The 26,546-nt window shown below is 72.0% G+C and carries 26 protein-coding genes; 7 read left to right on the forward strand and 19 right to left on the reverse strand.

What is annotated here, in order from left to right; all coding sequences use genetic code 11:
• Nucleotides 1-94 precede the first annotated feature (94 nt).
• Nucleotides 95-898, reverse strand: coding sequence for an AraC family transcriptional regulator (locus tag AB0J88_RS18435; RefSeq protein ID WP_364342909.1), 804 nt, complete (start codon nt 896-898; stop codon nt 95-97).
• Nucleotides 899-982: 84 nt separating this feature from the next.
• On the opposite strand from AB0J88_RS18435, the gene AB0J88_RS18440 reads away from it, so the two are divergent.
• A complete protein-coding gene (locus AB0J88_RS18440; protein WP_364342907.1) occupies nt 983-1,321 on the forward strand; it encodes a VOC family protein in 339 nt (112 codons plus the stop codon).
• A 385-nt stretch (nt 1,322-1,706) separates the two neighbouring features.
• Here AB0J88_RS18440 and AB0J88_RS18445 read toward each other — a convergent pair whose 3' ends face one another.
• Nucleotides 1,707-2,720, reverse strand: a complete 1,014-nt coding sequence (locus AB0J88_RS18445; RefSeq protein ID WP_364342905.1) for a LysR family transcriptional regulator — start codon at nt 2,718-2,720, stop codon at nt 1,707-1,709.
• A 75-nt stretch (nt 2,721-2,795) separates the two neighbouring features.
• On the opposite strand from AB0J88_RS18445, the gene AB0J88_RS18450 reads away from it, so the two are divergent.
• The 3 genes from AB0J88_RS18450 to AB0J88_RS18460 are packed head-to-tail and all read left to right on the forward strand — an operon-like array spanning nt 2,796 to nt 6,531.
• Nucleotides 2,796-3,509, forward strand: coding sequence for an aldo/keto reductase (locus tag AB0J88_RS18450; protein ID WP_364342902.1), 714 nt, complete (start codon nt 2,796-2,798; stop codon nt 3,507-3,509).
• Nucleotides 3,510-3,541: 32 nt separating this feature from the next.
• Complete coding sequence (locus tag AB0J88_RS18455; RefSeq protein WP_364342899.1) at nt 3,542-6,127, forward strand: AAA family ATPase; 2,586 nt, start codon at nt 3,542-3,544, stop codon at nt 6,125-6,127.
• Nucleotides 6,128-6,165: 38 nt separating this feature from the next.
• Nucleotides 6,166-6,531 carry a DsrE family protein gene (locus AB0J88_RS18460; RefSeq protein ID WP_364342896.1) on the forward strand — a complete coding sequence of 122 codons (366 nt, stop codon included), beginning with the start codon at nt 6,166-6,168 and terminating at the stop codon, nt 6,529-6,531.
• Between the two features lie 118 nt (nt 6,532-6,649).
• Here AB0J88_RS18460 and AB0J88_RS18465 read toward each other — a convergent pair whose 3' ends face one another.
• The 8 genes from AB0J88_RS18465 to AB0J88_RS18500 form a co-directional block, all read right to left on the reverse strand.
• Nucleotides 6,650-7,279: a response regulator transcription factor gene (locus AB0J88_RS18465; protein WP_364342893.1), complete on the reverse strand. Its 630-nt coding sequence runs from the start codon at nt 7,277-7,279 to the stop codon at nt 6,650-6,652.
• Nucleotides 7,276-8,517 carry a sensor histidine kinase gene (locus tag AB0J88_RS18470; RefSeq protein ID WP_364342890.1) on the reverse strand — a complete coding sequence of 414 codons (1,242 nt, stop codon included), beginning with the start codon at nt 8,515-8,517 and terminating at the stop codon, nt 7,276-7,278. The genes AB0J88_RS18465 and AB0J88_RS18470 overlap by 4 nt, the downstream gene beginning before the upstream one ends.
• 9 nt (nt 8,518-8,526) lie before the next feature.
• Nucleotides 8,527-9,273 (reverse strand): ABC transporter permease, encoded by a 747-nt coding sequence (locus tag AB0J88_RS18475; protein ID WP_364342887.1) that lies wholly within the window; start codon nt 9,271-9,273, stop codon nt 8,527-8,529.
• Nucleotides 9,263-10,006, reverse strand: a complete 744-nt coding sequence (locus AB0J88_RS18480; protein ID WP_364342885.1) for an ABC transporter ATP-binding protein — start codon at nt 10,004-10,006, stop codon at nt 9,263-9,265. The genes AB0J88_RS18475 and AB0J88_RS18480 overlap by 11 nt, the downstream gene beginning before the upstream one ends.
• 103 nt (nt 10,007-10,109) lie before the next feature.
• Entirely contained in the window at nt 10,110-10,619 is a 510-nt protein-coding gene (locus tag AB0J88_RS18485) for a hypothetical protein (RefSeq protein WP_364342882.1), read from the reverse strand.
• Between the two features lies 1 nt (nt 10,620).
• A complete protein-coding gene (locus AB0J88_RS18490) occupies nt 10,621-12,348 on the reverse strand; it encodes a PHP domain-containing protein (RefSeq protein WP_364342879.1) in 1,728 nt (575 codons plus the stop codon).
• 93 nt (nt 12,349-12,441) lie between these two features.
• Nucleotides 12,442-14,199 carry a cellulose binding domain-containing protein gene (locus AB0J88_RS18495; protein WP_364342876.1) on the reverse strand — a complete coding sequence of 586 codons (1,758 nt, stop codon included), beginning with the start codon at nt 14,197-14,199 and terminating at the stop codon, nt 12,442-12,444.
• A gap of 42 nt (nt 14,200-14,241) precedes the next feature.
• Nucleotides 14,242-14,919 (reverse strand): HAD-IA family hydrolase, encoded by a 678-nt coding sequence (locus tag AB0J88_RS18500; RefSeq protein WP_364342873.1) that lies wholly within the window; start codon nt 14,917-14,919, stop codon nt 14,242-14,244.
• A 115-nt stretch (nt 14,920-15,034) separates the two neighbouring features.
• On the opposite strand from AB0J88_RS18500, the gene AB0J88_RS18505 reads away from it, so the two are divergent.
• Nucleotides 15,035-15,361, forward strand: coding sequence for a hypothetical protein (locus AB0J88_RS18505; RefSeq protein WP_364342870.1), 327 nt, complete (start codon nt 15,035-15,037; stop codon nt 15,359-15,361).
• Nucleotides 15,358-16,377, forward strand: a complete 1,020-nt coding sequence (locus AB0J88_RS18510; protein WP_364342867.1) for an SRPBCC family protein — start codon at nt 15,358-15,360, stop codon at nt 16,375-16,377. The genes AB0J88_RS18505 and AB0J88_RS18510 overlap by 4 nt, the downstream gene beginning before the upstream one ends.
• 3 nt (nt 16,378-16,380) lie before the next feature.
• On the opposite strand, the gene AB0J88_RS18515 is transcribed toward AB0J88_RS18510, so the two are convergent.
• Nucleotides 16,381-17,565, reverse strand: a complete 1,185-nt coding sequence (locus tag AB0J88_RS18515; RefSeq protein ID WP_364342865.1) for a hypothetical protein — start codon at nt 17,563-17,565, stop codon at nt 16,381-16,383.
• Between the two features lie 50 nt (nt 17,566-17,615).
• Entirely contained in the window at nt 17,616-18,056 is a 441-nt protein-coding gene (locus AB0J88_RS18520; RefSeq protein ID WP_364342862.1) for an Lrp/AsnC family transcriptional regulator, read from the reverse strand.
• 60 nt (nt 18,057-18,116) lie between these two features.
• On the opposite strand from AB0J88_RS18520, the gene AB0J88_RS18525 reads away from it, so the two are divergent.
• Complete coding sequence (locus tag AB0J88_RS18525; RefSeq protein ID WP_364342859.1) at nt 18,117-19,043, forward strand: SMP-30/gluconolactonase/LRE family protein; 927 nt, start codon at nt 18,117-18,119, stop codon at nt 19,041-19,043.
• Here the strand turns inward: AB0J88_RS18525 and AB0J88_RS18530 are convergent.
• From AB0J88_RS18530 to AB0J88_RS18560, 7 genes are all read right to left on the reverse strand, one after another.
• Nucleotides 19,031-19,864, reverse strand: a complete 834-nt coding sequence (locus tag AB0J88_RS18530; protein ID WP_364342857.1) for a metal-dependent hydrolase — start codon at nt 19,862-19,864, stop codon at nt 19,031-19,033. The genes AB0J88_RS18525 and AB0J88_RS18530 overlap by 13 nt on opposite strands.
• Before the next feature lie 64 nt (nt 19,865-19,928).
• Complete coding sequence (locus AB0J88_RS18535) at nt 19,929-20,873, reverse strand: NAD(P)-dependent oxidoreductase (RefSeq protein ID WP_364342854.1); 945 nt, start codon at nt 20,871-20,873, stop codon at nt 19,929-19,931.
• A 1-nt stretch (nt 20,874) separates the two neighbouring features.
• Complete coding sequence (locus AB0J88_RS18540; protein ID WP_364342852.1) at nt 20,875-21,858, reverse strand: oligopeptide/dipeptide ABC transporter ATP-binding protein; 984 nt, start codon at nt 21,856-21,858, stop codon at nt 20,875-20,877.
• Nucleotides 21,855-22,850 carry an ABC transporter ATP-binding protein gene (locus AB0J88_RS18545; RefSeq protein ID WP_364342849.1) on the reverse strand — a complete coding sequence of 332 codons (996 nt, stop codon included), beginning with the start codon at nt 22,848-22,850 and terminating at the stop codon, nt 21,855-21,857. Before AB0J88_RS18545 ends, AB0J88_RS18540 begins: the two co-directional genes overlap by 4 nt.
• Complete coding sequence (locus AB0J88_RS18550) at nt 22,847-23,683, reverse strand: ABC transporter permease (RefSeq protein ID WP_364342846.1); 837 nt, start codon at nt 23,681-23,683, stop codon at nt 22,847-22,849. The genes AB0J88_RS18545 and AB0J88_RS18550 overlap by 4 nt, the downstream gene beginning before the upstream one ends.
• Nucleotides 23,680-24,780 carry an ABC transporter permease gene (locus AB0J88_RS18555; protein WP_364342843.1) on the reverse strand — a complete coding sequence of 367 codons (1,101 nt, stop codon included), beginning with the start codon at nt 24,778-24,780 and terminating at the stop codon, nt 23,680-23,682. Before AB0J88_RS18555 ends, AB0J88_RS18550 begins: the two co-directional genes overlap by 4 nt.
• Nucleotides 24,773-26,386, reverse strand: coding sequence for an ABC transporter substrate-binding protein (locus AB0J88_RS18560; protein WP_364342840.1), 1,614 nt, complete (start codon nt 26,384-26,386; stop codon nt 24,773-24,775). The genes AB0J88_RS18555 and AB0J88_RS18560 overlap by 8 nt, the downstream gene beginning before the upstream one ends.
• Nucleotides 26,387-26,546: the final 160 nt, after the last annotated feature.

The following is a 26,546-nucleotide window of genomic DNA, read 5'->3' on the forward strand; positions in this document are numbered from 1 at the left end:
CATGCCCGCCTTTGCGCCACGCCACAGACGTTGGGCCGCGCCACCGGCATTGGGCCGCCCGCCGCGGCGGCCCGCGGGCGGACGCCTCGCCGGGTTAGGAGGTCAGGAGCATGCGCACCTCCGTCGGGGTGTGGCCCACGTGCGTGCGGATGGTGCGGCACAGATGGGCCTGGTCCGCGAAGCCCAGGTCCGACGCCAGCCGTGCGCCGTCGGTATCGCCTCGGGACAGGTGGTCGAGGGCGCGGCCGACGCGCACCCGGTTGCGGTAGTGGGTCAAGGACACCCCCATCTCCCGGCTGAAGGCACGGCTCAGCCGATAGGGCGACACCGACAGCAACCCCGCCAACGGCAGCAACCCCCGCGCCGCCGGCTCGTCAGCAGCGATCGCCGCGCGGGCCCGGGCCACGAGCAGTCGGTCCGCGGCCGAGCCTCCGTCGGCGGCCGGCACCGGAGCGGATGACGAGCGGAAGGCCACCACCCCCAGCAGCGCCAGCAGTGCCTCCGGCAGCCGATAGTCGCGGTCCGCAGACGACGCCGCCGAGATCAGGCGGCGGTGGGAAAGATCCAATCGCCCGTCGACATAGATCGCCGACCGCGGTAGGCGGTCACCGAACACGCTTCGCCACAGCGCGGCCGACACCGAGATCGACGTGCACACGTCGCCGCCTCGAGGGTGGGCGAAGCGCTCCTCCGCCCCCGGCGCCGAGACGTAGCCGACCGTCGCGTCCAGGTCGACGCCAACGCCGTCGGCCATGCGGCGGAACAGGCCACGGCGGGGCAGCACGACCCCGTGCCCACGGGTCGGCTCGACCGATGACCAACCCCTGTGGTCGTCGGTGCAGGTCACCACCCCGACCGTGAATCCCGGCCCCACCGCCGACGTGCGCCAAGTCCGCATGCGAAGCACGTTAAGACCGCCGTACGACAAGAAACGCAAGGATCTACAAGCAAGGGGCCGAGGACCGGGGGGACCCTGGGACGCATGAACCTCACCGCGATCACCTTCGACACCGCCGACCCGGCCAAGCTGGCCGCCTTCTACGCCGAGCTCACGGGCTGGGCGCCCGGCTACCAGGACGACGACTTCCACTCGCTGGGTGACGGCCCGATCAAGCTGGGCTTCCAACGCGTCGAAGGCTACGAAGGCCCCGACTGGCCCGACCCCGCCAAGCACGCCCATCTCGACTTCAGCGTTCCCGACCTCCAGGAGGGCGTCGAGCGGGCGATCAGCCTCGGCGCCGGCAAGCCCGAGTTCCAACCGGGCGACACCTGGGTCGTGCTCACCGACCCGGACGGCCACCCCTTCTGTCTGACCACGTAGCGTCGACCGGGTGTACGGGTTCGCGCGCCGGGAGTTCACCTTGACGCTCCTGCGGCGCATGGCCGACTACCAGCCTGAACTGGTCAGGAACGCGTACACCCGGCTCGGCGCCACCAAGACCGACTACCTGAGAGCCTTCAACCGCTGGCAGACGATGCTGCACTCGCGGCGCGCGCCGGGCGGCCTCGACCTGCTGCACGCGGTGTTGGGACCGGAGGATCACGTGGAGGCCGTACGCGCCGGCGACGTCACGGCGACCGTCTGCCACTGGCGGCTCCCCCTCTGGCCCGACCTGCGCTGGCAGGCGATCGTCGGCGCGGCCAACGTCGTCATCGACGGCACCCTGGTGCGGGCGCCGGACACACCCGCACCGGACCTGCCCGAGTCACCCGAGCCGTGGTCCTGCGTCGTCGCCGACACCCTCGACCGCTGGCCCGACTCCCGCCAGGTCAACCCCGACGTGCCCTCCCGCTGGCTGGTCGAGACCGCCCGGCACCGCCTCTGGTTCACCCACGGCCTGCTGCAGACCGTCGACGAGCGCGACGACTGAGGGCCGCACGGCGGTGGCCGCACGCCAGAGCGCGAAGACCCGCCGGCTCGGCCGCGAGAGGATCGGCACGAACCGCACTCCGGGCGGCGCCGGCTCGCGCCCGAGCCGCGGGATCAACGCCCCACCGAGCCCGGCCCGGACCAGCGCGACCTGGGTGGCGTGCTCCGACGCGGTATGCACCAGGCGGGGCGCCACGCCGAGACCGCGCAGCACCACCACCAGCCAGTCATGACAGATCTGCCCGCTGCTCCACCCGATCCAGTCCACATCGGCCAGTTCGGCCAGGGACACCGCCGGTTGACGGGCCAGCGGATGAGCGGAAGGCAGAGCGACGTCGAACGGATCGTCGAGCAGGTCACGCCGGACCAGCCCGGCCGGCACCACCAGCGGCTCCTCCGTCCAGTCCTGCACCACGGCGACGTCGATCCGGCCCCGGACCAGCAACGGCAGCGCCTCGTGCGGCTCGTGCTCCGCCAGCGTGACCACCAGCGACGGGTACGCGGCCCGCAGCGCGGCCAGCGCGCCCGGCAGCAGCCCCCGGGCCGCGGTCGCGAACGCCGCCACCGTGAGCCGGCCGGTCACCGCCCCACGCAACGCGTCCAGCGCCGACGACACCCGCTCCGCGTGGTCGAGCAGGTCGCCCGCGTGCCCGGCGAGTACGGCGCCCGCGCCGGTCAGCCGGATGCCCCGGCCCTGCCGCTCGACCAACGGCTGGCCGACCTCACGTTCGAGCCGGGCGATCTGCTGCGACACCGCCGACGTGGTCACGTGCAACGCACGCGCGGCGCCGACGACCGAGCCGGCGGCCGCGACCGCGTGCAGGACGCGCAGTCGCTCCAGGACCAACATCGTAGCGATGCTACGCGATCGGCTTAAGAAACAGTCGCTTGTGCTGAACGATGGCCGCCGGCAGGGTCGACAGTCATGGACACCATCACGATCGGCGGCGACCTGACCGTCCACCGTCTCGGGTTCGGCGCGATGCGACTGACCGGCCCGGGATCCGACCCCGCCGAGGGCCGGAAGATCCTCCGTCGGGCGGTCGAGCTCGGCATCGACTTCGTCGACACCGCGGACTCGTACGACCTGGGCGAGAACGAGACGTTGATCGGCGACACGATCGGCGCACACGAGCCGGTGGTCGTGGCGACCAAGGGCGGCCACGTCAACCTCGGCCGCCGGTGGATACCGCTCGGCCGCCCCGAATACCTGTACCAGCAGGCGCTTCTGAGCCGCAAGCGGCTGCGCCGGGACCGGATCGACCTCTACCAGTTGCATCGCGTCGACCCGACCATCCCGTTGGCTGACCAGATCGGCGCCCTGCGCCAACTGCGGGAAGACGGCGTCGTCCGGCACGTCGGCCTGTCCCAGGTGACGGTCGAGCAGATCGAGGTCGCCCGCGCGATCACCCCGATCGTGAGCGTGCAGAACCGCTACAACGTGCGCGAGCGGCAGGACGACGGCGTCGTCGACTACTGCACGGAGCACGGCATCGCCTTCATCCCCTGGGCTCCGCTGGCGCCCGGCGTGCCCCCGCGGGACGCCCTGCGGTGGCTGTTGGACCGCTCACCGATGATCCTGCCGATCCCCGGGACCTCCCGCCTGGCCCACCTCGAGAAGAACGCGGTCGGTGGATGACCGACGACGCCTCGTGATGGGACCATCGGCAGGTGGAGCTGTGGGAGCGGGCCGCCCCGCTGGCCGTGCTCGACGACCTGCTGCGGGCGAGCGCGACCGGCGGCCGGGTCGCGCTGGTCGCGGGCGAGGCCGGCGTGGGCAAGTCCGCGCTGGTCACCGAGTTCGCCCGCAACAGACCCCAGCGGTTCCACTGGGGATGGTGCGACCCGCTGGTCACCCCGCGCGCGCTCGGCCCCCTCCACGACGTCGCGCGGCACACGAGCGGCCCGCTGGCCGACAGCCTCGCCGCCGGGGCACCCCCGGAACAGATCCTCGCCGGCTTGCTCGACCAGCTCGACCACCCGGCGGGCAGATCGGTCCTGGTCATCGAGGACGCCCACTGGGCCGACGAGGCGACCCTCGACCTGCTGGTCCTGCTCGGCCGGCGGATCGCCCGGACCCGGGCCCTGCTCGTGCTCACCTACCGCGACGACGAGGTCAGCGCCGCCCACCCGCTGCACCGGGTGCTCGCCGCGCTGCGCGGCAAACGGATCCCCCTCGCGCCGCTGTCCGCACACCGGGTCGAGCGGGAGGCCGCGAGGGCCGGCCGCGACGGTGCCACCGTGCTGGCCCTGACCGGCGGCAACCCCCTGCTGCTCACCGAGCTGTTGCGCACCGCGGCCGGCGACCGGGCGCCGGAGACCGTACGCGGCCTCATCCTGGAGCGCATCCGTGCCCTGCCGGAAGCGGCCGCCGACCTGGCCCGGCTCGTCGCCGTCGTCCCCGGCCGGGCCGACAAGCCCCTGCTCGCCGGCCGCGACGACCAGATCGACGCCTGCGTGGCCGGCGGAGTCCTGGTGCCCGCCGACGACGGCGTCTCCTACCGCCACGAGCTCCTCCGCACCGCCGTCGAGGACTCCCTCCCACCCCGCCAACGCGCCGCCCTGCATGCGATCGCCCTCGAAGCGCTGGCCACGAGCCACGGCGCCGACCCGGGAAGGCTGGTCCACCACGCACGTGGAGCCGGCGACGCCGACGCGGTGCTCCATTGGGGTCAGATCGCAGCCGCGGCCGCCGCACGCCAGGGCGCCCGGCGCGAAGCGGCTGACCACTACCGCGCCGCCGCGACACACGCCGACCGGCTCGAACCACAGCAGCGGGCTGACCTGCTGGAGCGCTACTCGACGGCGGCCTACCTCGCCGGCACCGCCAAGGACGGCCTCGCGCCGCGCCGGGCCGCGATCACCATCCGGCAGCGGCTGGCCGCACCGGAGCCCCTCGGCGCGAGCTGGCGCTGGCTCTCCCGGATCGCCTGGTGGGCGGGCGACGCGGCCGAGTCCCGCACGGCGGCCGACACGGCGGTCGCGGTCCTGGCCGCGCAGCCGCCGGGCCGGGAGCTGGCGATGGCCTGGAGCAACCTGTCGCAGCTGCGCATGCTCGACTACGACTTCCTCGGCGCGATCGACCTCGGGAGGAAAGCCCGCGCCCTCGCCGAGGACTTCGGCGACGACGAGACCGCGATCCACGCCGCGATCAACGTGGGCAGCTCGGAGATGCAGCTGGAACGCCCGGGCGGCCGGCAGACCCTCGAAGACGCGCACGCGGCCGCCGCCGCACACGGTTACGCCGACCACGCGACCCGGGCACTGCTCAACCTCGCCGGCGGGCTGGCCGAGCAGCTCCGGTTCACGGCGGCCGGGCCGGCGCTGGACCGGGCCGTCGCGTACGCCCGGGATCAGGATCTCGACGGCTACCTGCAATGCCTGCTGGGCACGCGGGCCGGCGTCAAGCTCCAGTCCGGCGACTGGGCCGGCGCGGTCGAGGACGCCGAGGAGTCGCTGCGGCTCCCCGCCCAGGGCGGCGTCGGGCGGGTCCCCGCGTTGGTGACGCTCGGGCGCATCCACGGCGCTCGCGGCGACCGGCAGCGCGCTCTCGACCACCTCGACGAGGCCGACCGCCACGCCGGCCCGGCCAGGGAGATGCAGTGGGTCGGCCCCACGAAGAGCGCCCGGGCCGAACATTTCCGCTGGTACGGACAACCGGAGCAGGCGGCGGCCGAGGTGCGCGACGCCCTGCGCCGCGCGACCGGGCAGCACGCCGCCCCACACAGCGGTGAGCTGGCGCTGCGCCTCTGGCAGGCCGGCGGCGGTGCCCACGCGCCCGTCGACGCGCTCGACGCGTTCCGCTGGATGATCGACGGTGACTGGCGGGAAGCAGCGGCGGAATGGCACGGACGAGGAGGCCGGTTCCTGAGCCTGGAGGCACTGGCCCTCGGCGACGCGAGCGCCGCGACGGAAGCGGTGCTGGGCCTGGACGCTCTCGGCGCCACCCGCGCGGCCGCCTGGCTGCGCGCCGACCTCAGGCACAAGGGCATCAGCAAGATCCCCCGCGGCCCACGGCAGACCACCGCCGGCCACCCGGCCGGCCTGACCGCGCGCCAGGCTGAGGTGCTGCGCCTGATCGCCGACGGCATGTCGAACGCCGACATCGCCCTGCGCCTGCGGCTGGCGCCGAAGACCGTCGACCACCACGTGTCGGCAGTGCTGGCCCGGCTCGGTGTGACCAGCCGGGGCCAGGCGGCCGCCCGCGCACACAAGTTAGGGATTTCTCCCCATTCCTCGGATGGTCCGGCTGCCTAACGTCCAGGGCGTGAACCGAACCCGAGGGGGAGAAAACCATGCCTGGTAAAGCCGTTGTCAGCCTGATCACCGGCCTGGAGGACCCGGAGAAGGTGACCGTCGCCTTCCTGGTCGCGGTCGGCGCCGCCGAGTCAGGGCGGCCGACGCTCATGTTCCTGACCAAGGAGGCCACCCGGCTGGCGCTCGACGGCATCGCGGTCGGTGTGGCCTGCGACGGCTGCCCGCCGTTGGCCGACCTGACCCGGCGGTACGCGGCGGCGGGCGGCAAGCTGCTCGTCTGCCCGATCTGCTTCGACGCCCGCAAGCTCGACAAGGGCGACCTGGTCGAGAACGCCGAGATCGGCGGCACGGTGCCGATGTGGGAGTGGATCGGCGACGAGGGCGCGACGACGTTCAGCTACTGAACCCTTGACGACCGCCGCCCGTACCCATGGTCGGCGGTCGCTTCTCTCCGCAAAGCCGAGCGACCACCGGGTGCGCCGCCGCCTCTCCCCCAGGAGGCGGCGCGCACCGACCAGCCAGCTATCCGTTGGGCGTGAGCAGGCCGCGGTGGAACGCCTCCGCCACCGCGGCCGCCCGATCTCCGACGCCGAGCTTGGCGTAGATGTTGAGCAGATGCGTCTTCACGGTCGCCTCGCTGATGAACAGCGCCGCTGCCGCCTCCCGGTTGTTGCGACCGGCCGCGACCAGTTCGAGCACCTGAAGCTCGCGTTGGCTCAGCGGTCCCGCACCGGGCGCGCGGACACGGTTCATCAACTTGCCGGCCACCGCGGGTGCCAGCACCGACTCGCCGCGCGCCGCCGCTCGCACCGCCCGCAGCAGCTCGTCGCGCGGTGCGTCCTTGAGCAGGTAGCCGGTCGCGCCCGCCTCGATCGCCGGCACAACGTAGCTGTCGGTGTCGTACGTCGTCAGCACCAGCACCCGGCTCTCGACCCCCAGCCGGGAGAGCGAGGCGATGGCGGTGACCCCGTCTGTGCCCGGCATCCGCAGGTCCATCAGGATCACGTCGGGCCGCAGCGCCCGGGCCAGCCGCACCGCCTCGTCACCGTCGCCAGCCTCGCCGACCACGTCGAAGTCCGGGTCGCTGGCGAACATCCCGGTGAGCCCGTTGCGGACGACCGGATGGTCGTCGACCACCAGCAGCGTGATCATGCCGGCACCGCCGCCGAGATCGCCGTGCCGGCCCGCGGCTCGGACTCGACCTGGAGGGTCCCGGACAACCCCTCGATCCGCTGCCGCATCGCGACGAGGCCATAACCGCCGGCCGACACGGGTGGCACCAAGGGGTCGAAGCCGCACCCGTCGTCCCGCACGTCCAGCGCCACCGACTCGTCCAGATAGGACAATGTGAGGCCGACCCGTCGGGCGCCGGCATGCGCGGCGACGTTCGCCAGCGCCTCCTGGGCGGTACGCAACAGCGCGAGCTCCGCCTCCTGCGACATCGGCCGCTCGCTGCCGGTCGTGGTCACCTCGACCGGGATGCCGTGCCGGGTCGACCAGCTCCGGGCGACCTCGGCCAGCGCGCCGGCCAGCCGGGCGTCCCGCAGCGCCTCGGGACGCAGGGCGTGCACCGACCGGCGCGCCTCCCGCAGGCTCTCCCGGGCGAGGTCGGTGGCGGCGGACAGGTGCCGCCGCCACCGGTCCACCTCCGAAGCCGCCTGCTCGGCCGCCTGGAGCTGGGTGATGATGCCCGTCAGCCCCTGTGCCAGGGTGTCGTGGATCTCCCCGGCCATCCGCTGCCGCTCGTCGTGGACACCGGCCTGCCGGGCCTGGGTCAACAGCCGCTCGTGCAGGGCGGCGTTCTCGGCGAGCGTGGCCTCCAGGCGCTCGTTGGCCTCACTCAGCTCGTTCAGCGCGCGCCGGCGTTCCTCCCGTTCCTGGTCGCCGACCCAGTCGATCCACGCGTACCCGCACATCGGCACCGCGTTGATCAGGATGATGGCGGCGTACCAGATGACGCCCTGGCCGGAGTCGAACGTGATGCCGGAGGCCTGGGCCAGGCCGGCCGCCACGGCGACCGCAGCGACACCGGCGATCCGCCACGGCCACCGCAGCACGCCGAACGCGAAGAAGTAGCCGGCCGGGGTCAGGAACCCGAACCACGGCGCGATCAGGACGAGGGCCAGCAGGATCGCCAGGAACCCGACGAAGAACACCGCCATGAGCACCGGGCGTACGCGCCAGGCCGGCCGCAGGGTGTAGAGGCACAACACCCAGACCGCGGCCAACGCGCACAGCCCGATGATCACGAGGGTCTCGCGGGTCGAGTCGGCCAGCAGCGGGCTGATGCCGGCCAGGATCGCCAGGAGCACGTACGGTGCGAGGTTCGCGTAGGGCACCCAGCGCATCTCGCGGGTGTCGACGTCCTCCCACGGCATCGCGTTCGGCATTGTTGGAACCTACTCCCACCGGAACAGGCGGACACCGACCAGCGCGGTCACGACGACGTACCCCGCGAGCAGCAGCAGCCGCCAGACCGGTGGCCAGTGGCCTTCGGTGGAGTCGGCCAGCGCCTGGACCGCCGCGCCCAGCGGTGTGGCCACGCTCACGTGGCGCAGCGCGGGCGGCATGGCCTCGATCGGCAGCCACAGCCCGGCGAAGAACATCATCACGTAGAACAGCACGGACCCGATCGCGTTGGCCGCCTTCGCGGTCGGCGTGACGGCGGCCACCACGACCGCGACGCCGATCAGGGCCAGGGCGGCGAGCACGGCACTGAGCGCGAACGCGACCGGCAGCCGGGGCAGGGGCACGTCGAAGGCCAGCCGGGCCACCGTGAGCAGCAGCACGACCGAGACCAGCGCCGTGCCGAGGCAGATCGCGAACTGGGCGCCGAGGACCTGCGCCGGGCCGACCGGAGTGGTGCGCAACCGGCGCAGCACGCCCTGCTCCCGGTAGCTCGCCAGCGTCGGCGGGAGGGTGTTGAGGGCCAACATCGCGATCACGAAGCCCACCAGGATCGGCGTGTACGTGTAGAGCAGCGGCTGCCCGTCGACGCCGTTCGCCGGATCGGTGAAGAAGTCGATGTTGCCGAAGACGCACAGCAGAGCCGTCGGGAACAGCACGCCGAAGATCGGACCGACCTTGTCGCGCAGGAACAAGGTGAACTCGGTGGCGGTGAGCCGCCGCATGGTCTCAGTCGACATCGGCGTGCTCCCCGGTCAGTGCGACGAAGGCGTCCTCCAGCGAGGCCCGCTCGACGCCGAGGTCGGCCGCGGCCCGCTTGGTCAGTGCGGCCGGAGTGTCGAGGGCGACCACGCGGCCGGCGTCGATCACCGCGACCCGGTCGCAGAGTCGCTCGGCTTCGTCCATGAAGTGGGTGACCAGCAGGATGGTGACCCCGCTGGCCCGCACGTCCTCGATCAGTCGCCAGGTCTCCCGCCGGGCGCGCGGGTCGAGCCCGGTGGTGAGCTCGTCGAGCACCGCGACGCGCGGGTTGCCGATCAGCGCCAGCGCGATCGAGAGTCGCTGCTGCTGGCCGCCGGAGAGCTTGCCGAACCGGGTCTTCCGGATGCTCTCGAGCCCCAGCGCCCCCATCAACGCCGCCTGGTCGGCCGGCCGCCGGTAGAAGGACCGGTAGAGGTCCAGTGCCTCCCCGACCCGCAGCTTCTCGGGCAGGTGGGCACCCTGGAGCTGGACGCCGAGCCGTTGGGTCAGCTCGGACCGGTCGCGCGCCGGGTCGAGCCCGAACACCCGGATCGTGCCCCCGTCGGCCCGGCGCAGCCCTTCGACGCATTCGACCGTGGTGGTCTTGCCGGCGCCGTTCGACCCGAGGATCCCGAAGATCTCCCCCTCCTCGACCCGGAAGGAGACGTCGTCGACGGCGACCTTCTCCCCGTACCTCTTGTGTAACTCCTGCACTTCGATAACCGCTGTCATGCCACTAAGCCTCGGCGCGTGGGCGCCGCACGGGCACCGACCAGCTGGCGACGCGGCTGCCGCCGGCGGTGGATTTCGGCGGTCAACCGATCGGTGGATAGAGCTAGTGCAGGCCGCAGCAGGGGATCTCTTCGGGCATCTCGAACGGGGCGATCCGGCCACCGGTGTGCGGCAGGGTGACCAGGGTCAGCTGCCCGGCCATCCACAAAGGACGCACGTGGTCGCGGGTCTCGACCAACGTGTCGGGCGAGGCGGGCGCACCGCCCATCACCGTGACGCGCTCGATCGCGCTCCGCGACAGGAGCTCCGCGACGCTCAGCACACCGACGCAGGCGTCCCGCCCCGGAAAGGCGAAGGCCCGGCCGCCCTGGCGCGAGAGGTGCTCCTCCCGGGCCAGGGCCGCCGCGGCCGCGAGGCCGTCGGGGACGGGTGGCAGGTCCACCTCGACCCCCGACGGCAACGCGATGCTGAACGCCACGTGCGGGCTCGGCACGCGCAACAGGTGGGTGCAGGCGACGACGCGGTCCCGTCGGTCGCCGAGCAGCTCGACGAACCAGTGCTCCGCCGCCCGCACATCCTTGTCACCACGGTCGAATCCGACGTGCACACCCATCTCAGTGGGTCTCGACCCAGATCGGGTTGGTGTAGAACCACAGGTCGGTCCACGGGTCGGTGTTGCCGACCACGTCGATCGCCGGTCCGTGCGGGTCGACCGAGGCGCCGAGGTAGCCCGGAGCCGTGCGGTTGCCGTCGGTGCCCCGGACCCGCACGTAGTACGAGTGGTCGGCGCGGCCGAGCGCGTACGTGAAGGTGGCCTTCTTCTGGCCGCTGCCGACCTCGAACGACTTCTCCACCCGGGTGTTCGGGGCGGTGAAGGTGTCCTTGTCCTGCGGCTTGCCGGTCACCTTGCCGGTGATGACGTCGACCCGCGCCAGCTTCGGCACGAACTGCGCCCAGTTGGGCAGCGTGGCCAGGTCGACGGTGACGACCAGCTCCAGCGCCGTGCCCTTCTTGACGCTGATGGTGCCGCCGAGCGGGGTGCCGCCGTCCTTCGACCGGTCGCCGGCCTTGCGGACCCGCATGTCGAGGCCGGCGATCAGGCCGCCGTGGTCCACCCAGACCCGGCCCAGGCGCAGGCCGTCCATCACCGCGAGGTACGAGTCGGAAGCCGCACCGACGTGGGTCTTGCTGTAGTAGCCCGGGAAGAAGTCGACGTACGTGCTGGTGATCTTGCCGCCGTGCACCGGGTCGGCCCAGTAGCCGAGCTCGTTGAAGTCCTTGTTGCCCCGGACCGCCGTCTCCAGGAAGACGGTGTGGGCGTCCGAGTTCGCGGTGATCCACCACGGCTTGCCCTCGGCGAGCAGGCTGTCCCAGAGGCCGCCGACGGTCGAGGTGAACCAGTCGAAGCCGCCCCACGTGCGGTAGCTCTCCAGCGGGTACGGGAACGAGTTCGCGGACGGGCTGTTGCCGTACGAGCCGCGGGCCGCGCCCGGGCCGCCGTTGTCCTTGGAGATGCCGCCGGCCTGGTGACCCGGCGCGCCCTCCATGCCGATCGCGATGCCGGGGGCGGCGTCACGCCAGCCACGGATCTCGTGCGGCGAGTCGATGCCGTTGCGGGCCGGGTGGTTGGCCAGGAACAGCGCGTGCTCGACCTTGCGGCGCTTGACCGCGTCGGTCAGGAAGTTGAGGCCGGCGATCGCGAGCGCCTCGTTGCCGGGGGTCGACGCCCCGGTGCCGTTGACGTTCGCGTCGTAGTCGTTCTCGAACTGCTTGAGCACCGACAGCTCGTTCTTGCCCGGGTGCACGAACACGGTGCCGTGCTCGGCCGCCGGGATGTTCCACTCGAGGCCCTGGAAGACCAGCGTGTCCTTGAACGCCTCACGGGCGGCCAGGATCTCCGGGTTGACCTTGTCGACACCGATCTTCGCGTGCGCGTTGCTGCCGTGGTCGGTGATGACCATCCAGTCCAGGCCGTACGCCCGGCCGTGCTGCACCTGGTCGATCACCCGGTAGAGGCCGTCGTCGCTGTAGTGGGTGTGGATGTGGTGGTCACCGGCCAGCCACTTGAAGCTGCCGCCCTTGCCCTCGTCGTGCTCGTCGTCGTCCTTGCCGTGCGCGGCGGCCGGGAGCGCGCTGGCGCCGGCACCCGCCAGCGCGCCCGCGGCCGCTACGCCCGCACCGAGCAGGCCGGCGCGGCGCAGGAACGCGCGGCGGCTCCGGTCCTCGGGGCGAAGCTCTTCGTCCGGAGTCGAGAGGTCGAGAGCGGCGGGCAGGTCGCTGCCGCCGATACCGACCTCGTCGTGGTGGTGATGCCCATGGTCGTGCCCATGGCTGTGACCCATGCGGTCCTCCTGTAATTGGCGTGCCGTCGGCCAAGATCACGGAGGACGGAGAACGTCGGGTGTTTCCTGAACGCTCCTTACGTGAATTCTTAGCTATGGCAACGAGTTAAGGAACGGCTCGTGGTTGAGGCGAAACTCCCAGTTGTAGAACCGGTCCCAGTTGATCGACCAGGTCATCAGTCCGCGGAAGTTCGGGTTGGTGCCGCTGCGCGGGGTGTAGCCACCGCAGCTCTGGCCGCGGACCAGGCAGTTGACCGCCTGCTGGATGCCCGCCGGTCCCACGTAGCCGTTGCCGGCGCTCACCGACGACGGCGCCCCGAACGCCACCTGGTCCTCCCGCAGCGGCGGGAAGACGTTGGCCGTGTTGCCCGCGACCGGGAAGCCGGCCAGCAGCATGTCGGTCATCGCGATGTGGAAGTCGGCGCCGCCCATGGTGTGGTACTGGTTGTCCAGCCCCATGATCGGCCCGGAGTTGTAGTCCTGCACGTGCAGCACGGTGATGTCGTCGCGCAGGGCATGGATCACCGGGAGGTACGAGCCGGCGCGCGGGTCCTGCCCGCCCCACGGCCCGGAGCCGTAGTACTGGTAGCCCAGCTGCACGAAGAACGTCTCCGGCGCCATGGTGAGCACGAAGCGCGACCCGTACCGCTGCTTCAGGGTCCGCACCGCGGAGATCAGGTTGACGATCACCGGCGTGGTCGGGTTGCGGAAGTCGGTGTCGCCGGTGTTGAGCGACAGCGAGTGGCCCTCGAAGTCGATGTCCAGCCCGTCGAGCCCGTACCGGTCGATGATGGCGGCGACGGAGCTTACGAAGCGGTCGCGGGCGGCGGTCGTGGTGAGCTGCACCTGGCCGTTCTGGCCGCCGATCGAGATGAGCACCTTCTTGCCGGCTGCCTGCTTCGCCCGGATCGCGGCGATGAACTCGGCCTCGCTTTCCACGCCCGGACACTCGGCGGCCGGGCAGAGCTGGAACCGGATGTCGCCGGAGGTCACGCTGGTCGGCTCGCCGAAGGCCAGGTTGATGATGTCCCAGTCGGCCGGCACGTCGGCCATCCGCAGATAGCCGGAGCCGTTGGCGAAGCTGGCGTGCAGGTAGCCGATCAGCGCGTGCTTCGGCAGCCCGCTCGGCGGCGGGGTGGTCGTGCCGGTCGTGCCGGTCACGCTCGCGCTGCGCGCGCCTTCACCGACGCTGTTGTACGCCGCGACGGCGTACGTGTGCGTGGTGCTCGCGCCGAGCCCGCCGATCGTGGCGCTCGTGCCGGTGACGGTGGCCCGCACGGTGCTGCCCTCGTAGACCCGGTAGCCGGTGACCGTGCCGGAGGCGGCGGCCCAGCTCAGCGAGATCGAGCTGCTCGTCGTGCCCGTGATGCTCGGCGTTCCGGGTGCGCCCGGGACCGTGGGGTTGGGCGGATTCGAGGTCGGCGGGTTGCTGGTCGGCGGCGTGGTCGGCCCGCCTCCTCCGCAGGAGGCGCCGTTGAGCGTGCAGTTGGTCGGCGTCGCGGCGCCGGAGCCGTTGAAACCGAAGGAGACCGAGGCGCCCGGCGCGACGAAGCCGTTCCACGACTTGTTGCGGAAGGTGAACCGCTGCCCGGACCGCGTCATGTCCGCGTCCCAGAAGGTGTTGATGTTGGCGCCGGACGGCAGGTCGAAGACGACCGTCCACGACGTCATCGCGCTCGTGCCGCCGTTGGCGACCGTGTAGCGCCCTTCCCAGCCGGAACCCCAGTCGGACACCTTGGTGAAGGTGGCCGTGGGGCCGGCGGCGGCGGCGCTGCCGGCGAAGGCGACGGCCCCGCCGGCTGCAGCCAGGACCGCGACCAAACCCATGACGATCGATCTGGTACGACGCATGCGGGCCTCCACATATCGATGGATGCCCAATTATTAAGACTGTTAACTGTTGCTGTAAAGCCCTCTTGTCAACTCGCCGATCTCGCCGATCTCGCCGATCCGCTGCCCCGGCCAGCTCGGGTCGGTGTCCTGGAACTCGGTCGTGCGGATCACCGCCATGCCCACCGCCGCCGCGCCCGCGAGCTCACCGTCGGCGCCGTCGCCGACGAACCAGCAGTCGACGGTGCGCACGCCGAGCCGGTCCGCGGCGACCTGGTAGATCCGCGGGTCCGGCTTGGCCAGCCCCACCTCGGGCGAGAAGACCGCCACGTCGAACCGCTCGGCCAGCCTCGTCGCCGGCCACAGGTGGGTGGTCTCGGCCGTCGTGTTGCTCAGCACGGCCAGCCGGAAACCGTCTGCCCGCAACGCGTCGAGCGCGTCGAGCGTCGACGGCTTGACGTCGTCGAGGAGCCGGGCGCCGAGCGCGCACCGGATGCGGACAGCCTCGGCCACCGCGGCGTCCGTCGGATGGGCGCCGAGCCGCCCCGCCAGGATGCGTACCGTCTCGGCCGGGTCCCAGCGGACCAGCCGGTCCGGCCAGCTCTCGTGGAACACCCGGACGAACGCCGCCGGATCGACGCCGACGACCGCGGCCATCTCCTCGATCCCCCGGTCGCGGGCGGCGTCGGCGCCCGGGACGAGCGTGTGGAACAGGTCGAAGACGACGGCGGTACGTGGCACCCGAGCACCGTACCGCTGGCCTCAGGAACCCCGTAACAGACATACACGGCTATTCACGTTTTGTCGGATCCTCGACGGGTACGCGCAAACAAGACGTGATGACGGAGGCAAGATCATGAAGCCAGGTGGGAGTGCGGCGCTGGCGATCGGCGCCGGTTACATCCTGGGTCGGCAGCACAAGCTGCGGGCCGCCGCCCTGTTGGCCGCGGGAGCCGCGACCGGACGGATGATGCGTGGCGGTGGCGGTGGCAACGGGAAGAGCGGCGGCGAACAGAGCGGCCAGGGCGGCGGCCGTGGCGGATCGGGTCTGCTGGGCAAGCTCGGCGGAGCCGGCCGGACAGCCGCGATCGCCGCTGTCACCCGGTCCGCGGACAAGATCGGTGACCGCCTCGCGGAGCGGGCCGCGTCGCTGCGGGGGAGCTCCGGAGGGGATGACAAGTGAGCCAGGGTGCGAACGGCAACGGAAACGGCGGCGGCACGGTCACCGGGAAGCTCGTCGAAGGCTTGAAGGACGTCGCCGGCGCGATGGCCGACCGAGCGATGTCCGCCCTCAACGAGCGGCTCGGCGACCTGACGGAGCGGCTCACCGAGTCGGCGAAGGGCGGCGACGGTGGTCCACGCCAGGCGGCGTTGGCCAAGGGGCTGGAAAGCCTCCAGCAGGGTGACTCGCCGGTCAAGGCCGTCCTGGGCGCCGGGGTCACCGGAGGCAAGGAAGAGGTCAAGCAGGCGTTCGGCAAGGGCGGTGGCGGTGGCGGTAAGAAGAACAGCCTCAAGGTCACCAACATCGTCGAGTCGATCGAGGTGGGGGTGCCGGTAACGGTGGCCTACAACCAGTGGACCGAGTTCAAGTCCTTCCCCAGCTTCATGAAGAAGGTGGAGGACATCGAGCAGGAGTCCGAAGAGAAGATGAAGTGGAAGGCCCAGGTGTTCTGGTCGCACCGTCAGTGGGAGTCGACCATCACCGAGCAGGTGCCTGACGAGCGGATCGTCTGGACCTCCAAGGGTGAGAAGGGCTCCGTCGACGGCACGGTCACCTTCCACGAGGTCACCCAGGACCTCACCCGGATCCTGGTGGTCCTCGAGTACCACCCGCAGGGCTTCGTCGAGCAGACCGGCAACCTGTGGCGGGCGCCCGGCCGGCGGGCCAGGCTGGAGCTCAAGCACTTCGTCCGGCACGTGATGCGGGAGACGATCCTCAACCCGGACGACGTCAAGGGCTGGCGCGGCGAGATCCGCGACGGCGAGGTGGTCCAGGAGGACGACCGCGACGACGAGGGCGAGCAGGACCAGGAAGCCAAGGACGAGCAGCCCGAGGGCCAGGACACCGACGAGGAGTCGGAGGACCAGGACTCGGAGGACTCTGACGACGAGGACGAGGCGGCGCAGCCGGTGAAGGCCGCGAAGAACGCGGCCAAGAAGACCGCTCCCCGCAAGGCGACCTCCCGGTCGCGGAGCTAGCGCCTACCAACGGCGCGGCTTGCGCCGGGGCAGCCCGTTCCGGCGCTTCGGGCGCGCGGGCGGCTCGTCGTCGCCGATGTCCTCCTCGCTGTCCGCGGCGACGGTGGACTCGGCGGAGATGTCAGGCTCGTCGTCCCCACCCACATCGGCCTCGGCCGCGTGCTCCGTGACCTGCTTGCCGGTCTGCCCGGTCGTCCGCTTCGCCCTCCCGCCGACATCCTGGGTGGCGTCACCGGCACCCTCGCCTACCGAGTCGCCGAACTCACCGGCCGCCTCACCAGCTTCGCCGCCCACGTCCCGGGCGGCCTGAGCAGCGCCACCACTGGCGTCCCGGGCGGCCCCGCCAGCGCCACCGCCGACCTCCGGCGCCGCCTCGCCAGCGCCACCACCCACGTCGCGGGCCGCCTCACCGGCACTGCCGCCGACCTGGCCGGTCGCCTCGCCGGCTCCTCTGCCCACGTCGCCAGCCGCGTCGCCGGCCCCGCCGCCGACCTGGCTGGTCGCCTCACCGGCTCCCCTGCCCACGTCGCGGGCCGCGTCACCGGCACCGCCGCCGACCTGGCTGGTCGCCTCACCGGCTCCCCTGCCCACGTCGCGAGCCGCGGCGCCCGCGCCGCCTCCGACCTCCCGCACGGCCTCGCCCGCGCCGCCGCCGACGTCGCGCACCGCGTGGCCCGCGCCGCCGCCCACGTCGCGCACCGCGCCGCCCGTGCCGCTGCCGACCTCCCTCACCGCGTGGCCGGCGCCGCCGCCCACGTCGGTGATCGCCGACTCGGCTCCGCGGCCCGCCGCGCTGACGGCCTGGCCGGCGCCTTCCACCAGCGGCTTGATGATCTCCGGGTTGTGGTCGAGCGTGGTCAGGACGCGGTCGATGATGTGGGCGACGTTGTCCAGCCGGACCCGAAGCTGGGCCTCCGCCTCCACGCCCTGGATGAGCAGGTGGACCTGGTCGATCGCGGCGTCCACGCCCACGTTGAGGCGCAGCAGGCTGAGGACCTCGGCGTTGAGCGAGACCCGCGCGCGCAGGTTGGCCACGTTCACCTCGATCTTGTCCACCTGGAGCTTGGGGATGTCGAGGAAGACGTCGTCCTGGCGCGCGACGGGAGCATCGCCGCGTCCGTTGCCGTGGCCGTTCTGCTCGTGGCCGTTGGGCGAGGGCTCGGGCGGACGTACCCCATTTTCTGCCATGATTGGAGCATTTCAGGGCCGGACCACCATCCGCCCCGCTTCGGCCCAGTTTAGGGACCAGTGATGCGCACGGGGCGCGCGAAGAACGACTCCAGGACCACGATCGTCTCGGTGCTGCCCACCTCGTGCAGCCGGCGCAGCACGTCCTGAAGCTCCGGGGTGCCGCTCGTGCGGATCTTCACCAGCAGCGACGCGGTGCCGGCGATAACGTGCGCCTCCTCGATCTCCTCGATCGCCGCCAAGGCGGCCCGGGTGTCGTCGTCGCCGACCCAGCGCTCGCTGCGGACCAGCACGAACGCGAGCACCGGGCGGCCGACCGCCGCCGGGTCGACCTCGATCGTGGTGCGCCGGATGACACCGCGTTCGCGCAGCTTGCGTACCCGCTCATGGGTCGCCGCCGTTGACAACCCAGCGGCAGCGGCCAGCGCGGTGTAGGGCTGCGCGGCGTCGCGTTGCAGCTCGGCCAGCAGAATGGCGTCCACTTGATCCATCCAAATTCCGACTTCTATCCGGGCTTTCTTCTCCAATACCGAACACGATACGGTCATCTTATGCAAACGCCACACGACGTCCGCCGGGTTGTTGATCGGGTGCCGGCGCGCTTCGAGTCCCTCGACGAGCGCTTCGGCCGCACCGACGGCGACGCCTTCCTGGAGCGGCTCTTCGGCGACGGCCGCTGGCTCGAGGGTCCGGCCTACTTCCCCGCCGGGCGTTACCTGACCTTCAGCGACATCCCCAACGACCGGCTGCTGCGCTGGGACGAGACCACCGGCGCGGTCGGCGCGTTGCGGCAACCGGCGAGCTACGTCAACGGCAACACCGTCGACCGGGCCGGCCGGCTGATCAGCTGTGAGCAGGGCAACCGCCGGGTCACCCGCACCGAGGCCGACGGCCGGCTCACCGTGCTGGCCGAGCGCTACCGGGGCAAGCGGTTCAACAGCCCCAACGACGTGGTCGAGCGGGCCGACGGCACGGTCTGGTTCACCGACCCGAGCTACGGCATCACCACCGACTACGAGGGGCACCAGGCCGAGCCCGAGATCGACGGCTGCCACGTCTACCGGATCGACCCGTCCGGCGAGGTGCGGGCCGTCGCCGAAGACTTCGAGCGCCCCAACGGGCTGGCGTTCAGCCCCGACGAGCAGACCCTCTACGTCGCCGACACGCGGCAGAAGCACATCCGCAAGTTCACGGTCGCCGACAGCACCAACCTGGTGGCCGGCGAGGTGTTCGCGACGTGCGACAACGGCTCGTTCGACGGGCTCCGGGTCGACGCCAAGGGCCGGGTCTGGGCCGCCGCCCACGACGGCCTGCACTGCTTCTCACCCGAGGGCGACCTGCTCGGCAAGCTGCTGGTCCCCGAGATCGTCAGCAACCTGGCGTTCGGCGGCCCACAGCTCAACCACCTGTTCATCACGGCCACGACGTCGCTCTACACGCTGCGGGTCAACTTCACCGGCGCGGCCTACCCGAGATAGCCCCGGGCGACCGGCGCCAGCAGCAGATAGGCCGCGCCCAGGCCGATCAGGGCCATGGCCGGGACCATCAGCCATCGCTCGACCGGACCGCCGGCCCGGAACCGCATCCACTTCGGCGTGCCCACCGTGCGCCAGGTGCAACCACGGATCCTGGCCGGCCAGAACAGCGGGCTGCCCCAGTGGGTGATCGAGTCGCCCAGCGTGTGGGCCAGCGTGCCCCAACCCGCCGCGATACCCACCCACCACCAGCTCGCGCCCGGCTCGGCGAAGTAGCGCACCGCGTACGCGAACGCGGCGGCCGTGATCACCGAACCGAGAGCCGCCGTGTATTTCCGGGCCCGCTTGCCGCGCACCTGGCCCGGGATCAGCGCGTCGACGATCTCGGCGCGGGTGTGCGATCGCAGCGCGGAGTGGCTGGCCAGCCAGACGGCGAAGCCGACGATCACGATGCTGGCGGTCACGCCCCCGTACCGGCCGGCCAGCGCCGTCACGAGGAAGATCAGGATCGCGAACGGCACGGTGTGCGTGACCAGCCGGTGTCCACCCTGGCCGCGCTGGCGTTCACAGTGGTCACAGGTGGCCTTGCCGAACGCCGCCGCGGCACCGGAGACGCCTTGGGAGATCAGCCGGGTGATCGGGCCGAGGGTGCGGGAGACCGTCGAGCTCGGGTGGTCGATGTCGGGCAACAGCGCGAAGCCGGACGCGACCGCGGCACCGGCCACGATCGACAATGGCGCCACCGGATGCCCGGCCGCGACCAGCCCGGCACACCCGCCCAACCAACCGACAGCGCCCGAGAGCGCGTGCGACTTGCCCATCATGGAGTCAGTATCAGCGGGCGGCGCCACCACCCCGGACTGCGACACACGTGAGATCCACTCGCGGTTATCGCCGTCCCGCCTCGCGCAGCAGATCGAGCGCTCCGCGCGCCGTCCATTCGTGCAGCTCCGCGACCGCCTCGACGGAGCTCGCCGCCGCGTGAGGCGTGAGGATCGTGTCGGCCCGACCGGCGAGCGGGTCGTCGTCGGGTGGCGGCTCGGTCGCCCGCACGTCGAGCGCGGCCACGGCGACCTGGCCGCTGTCCAGCGCGGCCACCAGCGCCGCCTCGTCGACGAGCGCGCCGCGGGCCACGTTGACCAGGACGACGCCGGGCCGCGCCAGCGCGAGCCGCCGGGCGTCGATCAGGTGCCGGGACGCGGACGTCGCCGGCGCGCACAACACCACGGCGTCGGCCGCGGCGACCAGCGCGTCGAGCGCGACCAGTGGCATGGGCGCCACCTCGGCACCGGTCAGGAACGGGTCGTGCCCGATCGGCTCGAGGCCGAGTCCGCGTGCCTTCGCCACCACCGCACGGCCGATCCGCCCCAGGCCGACGACGCCGACCGTACGTCCGCGAAGTCGCCGCAGCGGCGCCGTGAGCGCGGAGCTTCCGGTCCACCCGGCACGGCGGCCGGCCCGGTCGAGCATCGGGATCCGCCGCCAGGCCGCGAGCAGCAACGCGATCGCGTGGTCGCTGACCTCGTCGGTGCAGTAGCCGGCCGCCGTCCGCAGCGGGATGCCGCGATCGTGCAGGCTCGGATCGACATAGTCAGCACCGACGCTCGAGGTCTGCACCCCGACGCACCGGGTGAGGGCGGCGACCTCGACCGCGGTGAACCGGCGGCGACCGGTCACCACGACGACATCGGCGTCGGCGATCGCGGCGGTCGCCTCCGCGTCCGTGGCCGGGACGACCAGGCGGACGCCGCCCCCCTCCAGGATCTCCCGCTCCTCGCGGTAGCTGAAGTGCGGCAACGGGTCGAAGACAGCGACCACCGGCGGCTCGACCATCTCATCCTCCACTGTGGCGGACATGGCTGACGAACGGCGGCAGCTCGTCCTGCCGGTGGCAGGCGACACCGTCGACAAGTGCCGGGCTCACCTCGGCGCACACCGGGCGGGCGTGGGGGCACCGCGTGCGGAAGGCACAGCCCGAGGGCGGGGCCAGCGGATCCGGCAGGTCACCGGCTGCCAGCGGCAGGGTGCGCGCCCGCTGGACCGCGACGTCGGGCACGGGGGCGGCGGACAACAGCGCCTGGGTGTACGGATGCCTCGGGCGCGCGAACATCTCGTCCACGGAGCCGCGCTCCACGATCCGGCCTAGGTACATCACCGCGACCCGGTCGGCGAGGTGTCGCACCACGGCCAGGTCGTGCGCGATGAACAGCAGGGCGAGGCCGAGCCGGTCCCGCAGGTCGAGCAGGAGCTCGAGGATCTGCGCCTGGATCGAGACGTCCAGGGCGCTCACCGGCTCGTCGCAGACCAGCAGGTCGGGGTCGAGGACCAGCGCCCGGGCGATGCCGACCCGCTGGCGCTGCCCGCCGCTGAGGGCGGCGGGATAGCGGTCGACGAAACGGCCGCCGAGCCCGACGAGGTCCAGTGTGGTCGCCACCTTCTCGCGCCGCTGCGCCGGTGTGCCGACGCGGTGCACCCGCAACGGCCGCTCGACGATCGCTCCGACGGTGCGCCGCGGGTCCAGCGAGGACTGCGGATCCTGGAACACCATCTGCAACCGGCGCCGGACCTGCCGCAGCGGGCGGCCGGACAACGCGCCCAGGTCGACACCGTCGAACCGCACCTCGCCGGCGGCCAACGGCTCCAGCCGGAGCACGGCCCGGCCGAGCGAGCTCTTCCCGCACCCGCTCTCGCCGACCAGCGCGACGATCTCGCCGCGCCGCACGGTGAGGTCGACCCCGTCGACCGCGGTCACCGTACCGGCCCGGGTCCGGTAGGAGACGGCCGCCCCGTGCACGTCCAGCAACGGCTCGTTGGTCATCGGGCACCTCCCGGGGTCTCCGGTGTCGCTTCGGCCAGTTCGGCATGGCGCCAGCAGGCGACGAGCCGGGGGCCGAACGCGTCGAGCAGCGGTGGATCCGCGTCCCGGCACCGATCGACGACGTGCCGGCAGCGCGGCGCGAAGGCGCAACCACCCGGCAGCGCGGACGGATCAGGTGGATTGCCCCGGATCGCGGCGAACCGGGTGCGGGCCGGCGCGTCGAGGCGGGGCACGGAGGCGAGCAACCCTCGGCCGTACGGGTGGTTGGGCGCGCCGATCACGTCCGCCGCCGAGCCACTCTCGACGATCCGGCCCGCGTACATGACGGCGACCCGGTCCGCCAGCCCCGCCACGACGCCCACGTCGTGGCTGATCACCATCAGGCTGGTGCCGAGGTCGTCGCGGAGCCGGCGGAGCAGGTGCAGGATCTGCGCCTGCATGGTGACGTCGAGCGCGGTCGTGGGCTCGTCCGCGATGATCAGGCGCGGGTCGCAGCTGATCGCCATGGCGATCACCACCCGCTGGCGCATCCCCCCGCTGAACTGGTGCGGATAGTCCCGCAGGCGGCGCGCCGCCTGCGGGATCCCGACCAGGTCCAACAGCTCCGCGGCGCGTCGGGTGGCGGCCCGCCGGCGCAGCCCGAGATGGCGCTGGATCGCCTCCTCGATCTGCCGGCCGATCGGGAGCACCGGGTTCAACGCGGTCAGCGGGTCCTGGTAGACCATCCCGATCGCTCCACCGCGCAACTCGTCGAGCCGCCGGGGCGGACAGCTGAGCAGGTCGACGCCGTCGAACTCGACCACCCCCGCGGTCACCCGGGCCTCCTCGGGCAGCAGCCGGAGCACCGACAGGGCGGTGACGCTCTTGCCGGAACCGCTCTCGCCGACCACGGCGAGCGTCTCGCCCGCGTGGACGTCGAGGCTGACACCGCGGGCGGCGCGGACGCCGCCCGGGAAGTCCACGGAGAGTTCTCTGATCCGCAGGAGCGTCATCGGCCCAGCCCTTTCCGGTCGAAGACCTGGCCGTAGAGGTTCACCGCCACCACGAAGGAGACCAGGGCGAAGCCGGGGAACAGGCTCGCCCACCAGGCCTCCGGCGTCTGCACCGCGGTGGAGACCATCGCGCCCCACTCCGGTGTCGGCGGCTGGACGCCCAGGCCGAGGAAGCTCAACGTGGCGCCCGCCAACGTCGCGGTGCCCAGGTCGAGCACCGCGACCAGGGTGACCACCGGTGCCGCGTTCGGCAGCACGGTCTGCCACAGCACCTGCGCGGGTGATGCACCGGTAGCACGGTCGGCGAGCACGAACTCGCGCTGCCGAAGGGTCAGCACCTGGCCACGGGCCAACCGGGCGTAGCGGGGCCACATGACGGCCGCGATCGCGATGACCGCGCTGCTGACGCTCGGGCCGAGGGCGGCCGCGATGGCCAGCGCGAGGACCAGGGCCGGCAGCGCGAACAACAGGTCGGCCAACCGCATCACCGCCTCGTCGAGCCAGCCGCGGACGAAACCCGCCAGCGCGCCCAGGGGCACGCCGACCAGCGTGGCCAGCAGGACGATCGTGACCCCGATGGGCAGCGTGGCCCGCCCGCCGTGCAGCACCCGGCTCAGCACGTCGCGGCCGAGCTGGTCGGTGCCGAACGGGTGGGCGAGGCTCGGCGCCGACAGGCGCTCCGCTGTCTCCTGCGCCAGCGGGTCGCCGCTGACCAGCGGCGCGAGCACGGCGAGCAGCACCCAGGCCGCGATGATCGACAGGCCCACCCACTGACCGGGCGAGACGGGCCGCAGCAGGCGCAGGCCCGGTGCCGATTCGACCGTACGCGTCATGACGCCTCCACCCGCGGGTCCGCGACCCCGTACAGCAGGTCGACGACCAGGTTCACCAGGACGTAGGCGACGCCGATCAGCAACGTGCCGGCCATCACGGCCGGAAAGTCCAGCTTGGTCGCGGCGTTGTACATGTAGCGCCCGACGCCGGGCCAGCCGGTGATGGTCTCCACCGTGATGGCCCCCGCGAAGAGCTCGCCGAAGGTCAGGCCGACCAGGCTAAGCGTGGGGATGAGCGCGAAACGGAACGCGTGCCGGCCGACGATCAGCCGCCCGGGCAGGCCCTTGCCCCGCGCGGTCCGCACGAAGTCACCGCGCAGGGCGTCGACCATCGTGGAGCGCACCACCCGCGCGAAGAAGGCGCCGTGGATGATCCCCAGCACGACCGCCGGCAGCACCAGGTGGTGCAACACGTCGAGCGCGACGGCGGGCTGCCCGGCCAGCAGGGCGTCGACCGTCATGAGGCCGGTGACCGTCGGCGGCGGGTCGAGGAAGGGGTCCAGCCGGCCCGGCCCCGCCACCCAGCCGAGCCGCAGGTAGAGCACCTGGAGCGCGAGCAGGGCCAACACGAACGGCGGCATCGACACCCCGAGCAGGGTGACCCCACCGGTGAGCCGGTCGAACAGTGAGGAGCGGCGGGCCGCGGCCAGGACGCCCAGCGGAATGCCGACGAGCAGCGAGACCAGGAGGGCGGCCACCGCGAGCTCCAGGGTCGCCGGGAAGGCGGCGGCCAGTTCGTCGGCCACCGGGCGGCTGGTGGAGATCGAGGTGCCGAGGTCGCCGTGCAGCAGCCGGTCCAGGTAGATCCAGTACTGCTCCCACAGCGGGCGGTCGAGGCCGTACTTGGCGTTGAACGCGTCGACGGCCTGCTGGTTGTCGGCCCCGTTGTTGCCGAGGAACGCGACGGCGGGGTCGGCCGGCAGGAACCTGCTGATCAGGAACATCAGCAAGGTCATGCCGAGCAGGAGGAACGGCAGCGTGACCAGCCTGCGGGTGATCGACCGGCCGCGGCCACCCCGGCGCCCGCGACGAAGCGGGCGCCGGGTCTCGGCGGCCGCCCCGTCCGGCGGCGCCGGGGTGACCACCTGGTCAGTCACGGCGCAGCGCCGCGATGTCCAGCAGCGTGACCTGGTTCGTGGCCTGGTCGAGGCCCTTGATCCGGGCGTCCGCGGCGAAGCTGTAGGGCACCGAGGCGAGGCCGACCCACGGCCCGTCGGTGTTCATCCCCGCCGCGATGTCGTGCCAGAGCTGGACCCGCCGCGTCTCGTCGCTCTGGGTCAGCGCCTCCTTGGCCGCCGCCGAATAGCCGGCGCCGTCCCAGCCCGGATTCTCGCTCGACCAGCCCATCCGCAGCGCCCGGGCTCCGTCGGGCAGATAGGGCACGATGTGCGACGGATCCGGGAAGGCCGGCCCGTCGATGGTGAGCACCATCTTGCACTCGGCGGCCCGGTACTTAGTCAGGAACGCCGAGTTCTCCTGGCCGTCGATCTTGACCCGGATGCCCACGTTCTTCAGGTCGGCCTGCACCTTCTGGGCTAGGTCGAGCGCGGACGGCTGGTGGTCGGTCGAGGTGGTGGTGCACAGCTCGGTGTCGAAGCCGCCGCTGAGCCCGGCGGCGGCGAGCAGCTCCTTGGCCTTCTCGACGTCCTGCTTCGGCGCTTCCTGCTCGGTGACTCCGCCGGGAATGAACGGCGGGATCATCCCGTACCACTGCTGTACGCCGGCGGCGAGCTCACCGATGCCTTTGTAGTCCAGCGCGAGGTGGATCGCCTCCTGGACCTGCTGCTTGGCCAGGTTCGGGTCGGTCTTCGGCGCCCTGGTCATGCCGAGCAGGAACCAGGTGAGGCCAGGCGATCCCGCGATCTGCACCTTGCTCTCGGACGAGAGCGGCTCCAGCAGGCTCTTGCCGAGCGGCTGGGTCAGGTCGATCTCGCCGCGCTTCAGGGCCGCGAGCTGCGCGTCCGGCGTCGGCACGTCCTGCAGGATGATCTTTTCGAAGAACGCCGTCGGACGCCAGGCGTTCGGGTTCTTCACCATCACCAGCCGGGAGCCGGCACTCCAGGATTCGATCTTGTACGGTCCCGACCCGGCGCTGTTGGCGGACAGCCAGTTGGTCGCGGTGTCGGTCTTCGCCGCGTCGGCGGCGTCAGTGGCGCCGTTCGCCGTCGCGGTCTCCTTGTCGAGCACCGAGAAGTGTCCGTCGACGAACTGCCGCAGGAACGAGACGTCGGGGCTCTTCAGCGTGACGACCACGGTGGCCGGGTCCGGCGCGGTGACCGACTCGATCGGGCCGGCGAGATAGGACGGCGGCCCGGCGAGGTTCTTCAACCGGGTGAAGCTCCACCGCACGTCCTCGGCGGTGACGGTGCGGCCGGTGGCGAACTTGGCCGCGGGGTCGAGGGTGAAGGTGAACGTCTTCGCGTCGGGCGCGACGGTCCACTCCTTGGCCAGGTCGGGGACGACCTTGGCGTAGTCCGTGCCGGCGTACGCGACGAGGGTGTCGTAGGCGGCCCGGTTGACCACGCGGTCGAGGCCGACGGCGCCGACGTGCGGGTCCCACGGGCCTTGGGACTTGAGGTTGACCCCGTAGACGAGCGTCTTGGACCGCGCGTCACCGGCATCGCCGGACGTGCTGTCGTTGCCGCAGCCGCCGGCTGTGACCAACAGCGTGGCAATGGCTAGAAGCGGTATGACACGGCGCATTGCTGCCCCCAGGTGAGCGGAGATAGAGAGGCACGACCGAGTTGAATGGAACTTCATTTCATGTTGTGACCCGGGATCATTCGCGGCGGGACAACTCCCTGTCAAGAGTCGATCCGAGAACGTCCACAAGAGACTCTCAGTGCCGCTGGAATCCTTCGCG

Origin of the sequence: Asanoa sp. NPDC049475 (genome assembly GCF_040676915.1) — a bacterium.
Classification (GTDB): Bacteria; Actinomycetota; Actinomycetes; order Mycobacteriales; family Micromonosporaceae; genus Asanoa.

Bases quoted from the DNA above. Each gene is read 5' to 3' on its own strand.
- AB0J88_RS18435 (WP_364342909.1), bottom strand. From the start codon at position 898: ATGCGGACTTGGCGCACGTCGGCGGTGGGGCCGGGATTCACGGTCGGG.
- AB0J88_RS18440 (WP_364342907.1), top strand. From the start codon at position 983: ATGAACCTCACCGCGATCACCTTCGACACCGCCGACCCGGCCAAGCTG.
- AB0J88_RS18445 (WP_364342905.1), bottom strand. From the start codon at position 2,720: ATGTTGGTCCTGGAGCGACTGCGCGTCCTGCACGCGGTCGCGGCCGCC.
- AB0J88_RS18450 (WP_364342902.1), top strand. From the start codon at position 2,796: ATGGACACCATCACGATCGGCGGCGACCTGACCGTCCACCGTCTCGGG.
- AB0J88_RS18460 (WP_364342896.1), top strand. From the start codon at position 6,166: ATGCCTGGTAAAGCCGTTGTCAGCCTGATCACCGGCCTGGAGGACCCG.
- AB0J88_RS18465 (WP_364342893.1), bottom strand. From the start codon at position 7,279: ATGATCACGCTGCTGGTGGTCGACGACCATCCGGTCGTCCGCAACGGG.
- AB0J88_RS18470 (WP_364342890.1), bottom strand. From the start codon at position 8,517: ATGCCGAACGCGATGCCGTGGGAGGACGTCGACACCCGCGAGATGCGC.
- AB0J88_RS18475 (WP_364342887.1), bottom strand. From the start codon at position 9,273: ATGTCGACTGAGACCATGCGGCGGCTCACCGCCACCGAGTTCACCTTG.
- AB0J88_RS18480 (WP_364342885.1), bottom strand. From the start codon at position 10,006: ATGACAGCGGTTATCGAAGTGCAGGAGTTACACAAGAGGTACGGGGAG.
- AB0J88_RS18485 (WP_364342882.1), bottom strand. From the start codon at position 10,619: ATGGGTGTGCACGTCGGATTCGACCGTGGTGACAAGGATGTGCGGGCG.
- AB0J88_RS18490 (WP_364342879.1), bottom strand. From the start codon at position 12,348: ATGGGTCACAGCCATGGGCACGACCATGGGCATCACCACCACGACGAG.
- AB0J88_RS18495 (WP_364342876.1), bottom strand. From the start codon at position 14,199: ATGCGTCGTACCAGATCGATCGTCATGGGTTTGGTCGCGGTCCTGGCT.
- AB0J88_RS18505 (WP_364342870.1), top strand. From the start codon at position 15,035: ATGAAGCCAGGTGGGAGTGCGGCGCTGGCGATCGGCGCCGGTTACATC.
- AB0J88_RS18515 (WP_364342865.1), bottom strand. From the start codon at position 17,565: ATGGCAGAAAATGGGGTACGTCCGCCCGAGCCCTCGCCCAACGGCCAC.
- AB0J88_RS18520 (WP_364342862.1), bottom strand. From the start codon at position 18,056: ATGGATCAAGTGGACGCCATTCTGCTGGCCGAGCTGCAACGCGACGCC.
- AB0J88_RS18525 (WP_364342859.1), top strand. From the start codon at position 18,117: ATGCAAACGCCACACGACGTCCGCCGGGTTGTTGATCGGGTGCCGGCG.
- AB0J88_RS18530 (WP_364342857.1), bottom strand. From the start codon at position 19,864: ATGATGGGCAAGTCGCACGCGCTCTCGGGCGCTGTCGGTTGGTTGGGC.
- AB0J88_RS18535 (WP_364342854.1), bottom strand. From the start codon at position 20,873: ATGGTCGAGCCGCCGGTGGTCGCTGTCTTCGACCCGTTGCCGCACTTC.
- AB0J88_RS18540 (WP_364342852.1), bottom strand. From the start codon at position 21,858: ATGACCAACGAGCCGTTGCTGGACGTGCACGGGGCGGCCGTCTCCTAC.
- AB0J88_RS18545 (WP_364342849.1), bottom strand. From the start codon at position 22,850: ATGACGCTCCTGCGGATCAGAGAACTCTCCGTGGACTTCCCGGGCGGC.
- AB0J88_RS18550 (WP_364342846.1), bottom strand. From the start codon at position 23,683: ATGACGCGTACGGTCGAATCGGCACCGGGCCTGCGCCTGCTGCGGCCC.
- AB0J88_RS18560 (WP_364342840.1), bottom strand. From the start codon at position 26,386: ATGCGCCGTGTCATACCGCTTCTAGCCATTGCCACGCTGTTGGTCACA.